Source organism: Pseudomonas sp. RW407, from assembly GCF_003176655.1.
GTDB lineage: Bacteria > Pseudomonadota > Gammaproteobacteria > Pseudomonadales > Pseudomonadaceae > Pseudomonas > Pseudomonas delhiensis.
Genome location: NZ_QGSL01000088.1, coordinates 798,153 through 801,564, shown reverse-complemented (window position 1 = coordinate 801,564; position 3,412 = coordinate 798,153). Strand labels below are relative to the sequence as shown.

Genomic DNA, 3,412 nt, shown 5'->3' with positions numbered 1-3,412 from the left:
ATTCGCGCGCAGGGCGCGCTCCTACAGGGTGGAGCCAGGCGCCCCGGTAGCATGGCCAACGGCGTACAACCGCGAACGGTTGTACGCCCTACGGGTGGCCTGGCGTAGGGCGAATAACGCCTCCGGCGTTATCCGCCGTTTGACCTCGGTCGCATTCCGCTCGGTGCCGGGCACGGAGCCGCCGTCGGAGCCGCGCCAGGCTCGACCACGGAGTCGCCGGCAAGGAAGGTGTAGCGGCGTATAACCGCGAACGGTTATACGCCCTACGTCACGACCGGGCGCCGTGTTCGGGGCTGTCGTCGAGGGTGATGCCCTTCACGCCTATTTCCTTTTCCAGCGCCAGCAGATACTGGCGCAGGGCCTGGCGGGTGGCTTCTTCGCGCAGGCTGTGGCGCACGCGGGCGCTGACCTGGGCGTAGGGCAGCGGCTTGCTTTCGCGGCGGTCGTCGATGCTCACCAGGTGCCAGCCGTAGCGCGAGGCCAGGGGGCGGTCGTGCAGGCCCGGGGGCAGGCGCTGCAGGGCCTGGTCGAGTTCGGCCACGGTTTGCCCGGCGCTTAGCCAGCCGAGGTCGCCGCCTTCTTCCTTCGACGGGCAGGCCGAGTGGAGCTGGGCCAGTTCGGTGAAGCGTTGCGGGTCGCGGTGCAGTTCGCGCAACAGTTTTTCGCCCAGGTGGTAGTGGGCGTCGCGGGCGTTGGCGTCGTCCGGGGCGGCGGGCAGGAGGATGTGGCGGACCTTGACCCGGGCCGGCTCGGCGAAGCGTTCGCGGTGGGTTTCGAAGTAGCGCCGGCAGGCCTCCTCGTCGGGCTCGGGGACTTGCAGTTCGCGCTCCAGCAGCGCCGCCACGGCCTGGTCGGCGCCCTCCTCCGCCAGTTCGCCCGCAGGCAACAGGCCGAGGCTGGCGGCCCTTTGCCCCAGCAGTTCGCGCACCACCAGGGCGCGGGCCGCCTGCAGTTGCGCCTCGGCCAGGGAGGCGGCCGGGTGGAAGGGGGTTTCCCGGGCGATGTCGGCTTCGCTGAGCCGGGCGTTGCCGACGCGGATCACCGCGACGGGTTCGTCCGGCAGGTTCTCGACGGCGATCATTTGGGCCATGGCTTCGCTCCTCAGCCGCGCCGGCGGACGATCTGGTAGTTACGCCCGAAGTAGCCCAGGGGGATGCTCCAGACGTGCACCAGGCGGGTGAAGGGGAACAGCAGGATGATGGTCAGGCCGAGGAAGATGTGGATCTTGAAGATCAGCGGCGTGCCGATCAGGAAGCTGGCCGCGTCGCCGCGGAAGAACACGATGGACTGCGCCCAGCCGGCCAGGGCCAGCATCATCTCGCCGTCCAGGTGGTGCAGCGAGAAGAAGATGGTGATCAGCCCCAGGCAGGCCTGCAGCAGCAAGAGCGCGATGATCAGGTTGTCCATGAAGCTGGACGAGGCCCGTACCCGCGGGTTGAACAGCCGCCGCCACAGCAGCATGGCGCCGCCGATCACGCAGAGCACCCCGGCAATGCCGCCGAAGACGATGGCCATGAGCTGCTTGTGGCCGGCGGAGAGGAAGGGCTCGTAGACCCAGTGCGGGGTCAGCAGGCCGACCAGGTGGCCGAAGAAGATCGCCAGGATGCCGATGTGGAACAGGTTGCTGGCCAGGCGCATGTGGCGGCTGGAGAGCAGCTGGCTGGAGCCGGTCTTCCAGGTGTACTGGCCGTAGTCGTAGCGCAGCAGGCTGCCGAGCAGGAACACGGTGCCGGCCAGGTAGGGGTAGTAACCGTAGAGCAGGTGCAGAACGTAGTCTTCGAACATGGTGAGCCTCCGTTCATTGGCCGTCCGCCAGGGGCGGCGGGGTGGTCGGCAGGACCTGGATGACCTGCGGGACCGCTTCGTACTTGCGCTCGGCCAGGCGCCGGCCCTCGGCGGACTGCAGGCTGCAGTCCTGGTCGGAGTCGGCGTTGAAGCGGACGATTTCCTCTTCCCAGACCGCATCCAGGGCTTGCGGGGTGTCGTCCGGCGCCTCCCCTTCCACCGCCGGGCGCTGCTGCTGGATCAGTTCGCTGCGGCCGATCAGCGCCAGCAGCGCGCGGGGCACCAGGGCGTGGTCGGCGCCGCGCTCTTCCAGGCGCGCGGCGAGCAGCGCGAGTATGTGCTGGATGTCGCCCAGCCACTGGCCGATCTCGGCGTGGCTGCGGGTGGAGAGGTATTCGAGGAACAGCGGCAGGTGGTCGGGCAGTTCGCGGGCGTCGAGCTGGAAGCCGGCGGCCTGGTACTCGGCCAGCAGGTCGACCATGGCCTGGCCGCGGTCGCGGGATTCGCCGTGGACGTGCTCGAACAGCAGCAGCGAGACCGAGCGGCTGCGGTCGAAGAGTTCGACGTAGGCCTCCTGCAAATCGAGCAGTTCGCTTTGCGCCAGGCGCCGGCACCACTGCCGCAGGCGCTCGCGCAGCGCGGTGGGCAGGCGCGTCTCGGCGCCGAGGATGGCGGCCAGCTCGCCGGCCGCCGCCTGCAGTTCGGCGCAGGGGTAGTCGAGCAGCCGGGCCAGCACGCGCAGGCTCAGCAGGCCCTCGGGCTGGCGCTCATCCATGGCGGCTGTCCTCCACCGGGTCGAAGGTCTGCACCGGCTTGACCAGGGTGGTGGTCTGCTTGCTGCCGCCGAACAGGCTGACCTCGCTGTTGCCGCCGTGGCAGCCGTTGCCGAAGGTGAAGCCGCAGCCGCTGCGCTCGGCATAGGCGTCGGGCAGGGCCTCGCGGTGCCCGGTGGGGATGACGAAGCGGTCCTCGTAGTTGGCGATGGCCAGGTAGCGGTACATCTCCTCCACCTGCCGCTGGCTCAGGCCGACCTGCTGCAGCACCGCCTCGTTCAGGGTGCCGTCCACGTGCTTGGCGCGCATGTACACGCGCATGGCCATCAGCCGCTTGAGGGCCAGCACCACCGGCGCCTCTTCGCCGGCGGTGAGCATGTTGGCCAGGTAGCGCACGGGGATGCGCAGCGATTCGATCTTCGGCAGCACGCCGTCGAATTCCACGTGGCCGGCTTCGGCGGCGGACTGGATGGGCGACAGCGGCGGCACGTACCAGACCATGGGCAGGGTGCGGTACTCCGGGTGCAGCGGCAGGGCCAGCTGCCAGTCGATGGCCAGCTTGTACACCGGCGAGGCCTGGGCGGCGGCGATGACGCTGTCGGGCACGCCGTCCTTGCGCGCCTGCTCGATCACCTGCGGGTCGTGGGGGTCGAGGAAGATCTCGCACTGGCGGTGGTAGAGGTCGCGGTCATCGGCCGAGGCGGCCACTTCCTCGATGCGGTCGGCGTCGTAGAGCAGCACGCCGAGGTAGCGGATGCGCCCCACGCAGGTCTCCGAGCAGACGGTCGGCTGGCCGGTCTCGATGCGCGGGTAGCAGAAGATGCACTTCTCGGATTTGCCGCTCTTCCAGTTGT

At 69.4% G+C, this 3,412-nt stretch carries 4 protein-coding genes; all 4 read right to left on the bottom strand.

The window, feature by feature from the left end:
* Window positions 1-268: 268 nt before the first annotated feature.
* Window positions 269-1,090, bottom strand: coding sequence for a peptidylprolyl isomerase (locus tag DK254_RS10170; RefSeq protein ID WP_109933677.1), 822 nt, complete (start codon window positions 1,088-1,090; stop codon window positions 269-271).
* A gap of 11 nt (window positions 1,091-1,101) precedes the next feature.
* Window positions 1,102-1,785, bottom strand: coding sequence for a respiratory nitrate reductase subunit gamma (narI, locus tag DK254_RS10165; protein ID WP_089394604.1), 684 nt, complete (start codon window positions 1,783-1,785; stop codon window positions 1,102-1,104).
* 13 nt (window positions 1,786-1,798) lie between these two features.
* Window positions 1,799-2,560: a nitrate reductase molybdenum cofactor assembly chaperone gene (gene narJ, locus DK254_RS10160; protein ID WP_109933676.1), complete on the bottom strand. Its 762-nt coding sequence runs from the start codon at window positions 2,558-2,560 to the stop codon at window positions 1,799-1,801.
* Window positions 2,553-3,412, bottom strand: an 860-nt coding sequence (locus DK254_RS10155; RefSeq protein WP_371921116.1) for a 4Fe-4S dicluster domain-containing protein, incomplete at its 5' end; no start/stop codon positions are given. The genes narJ and DK254_RS10155, both read right to left, overlap by 8 nt.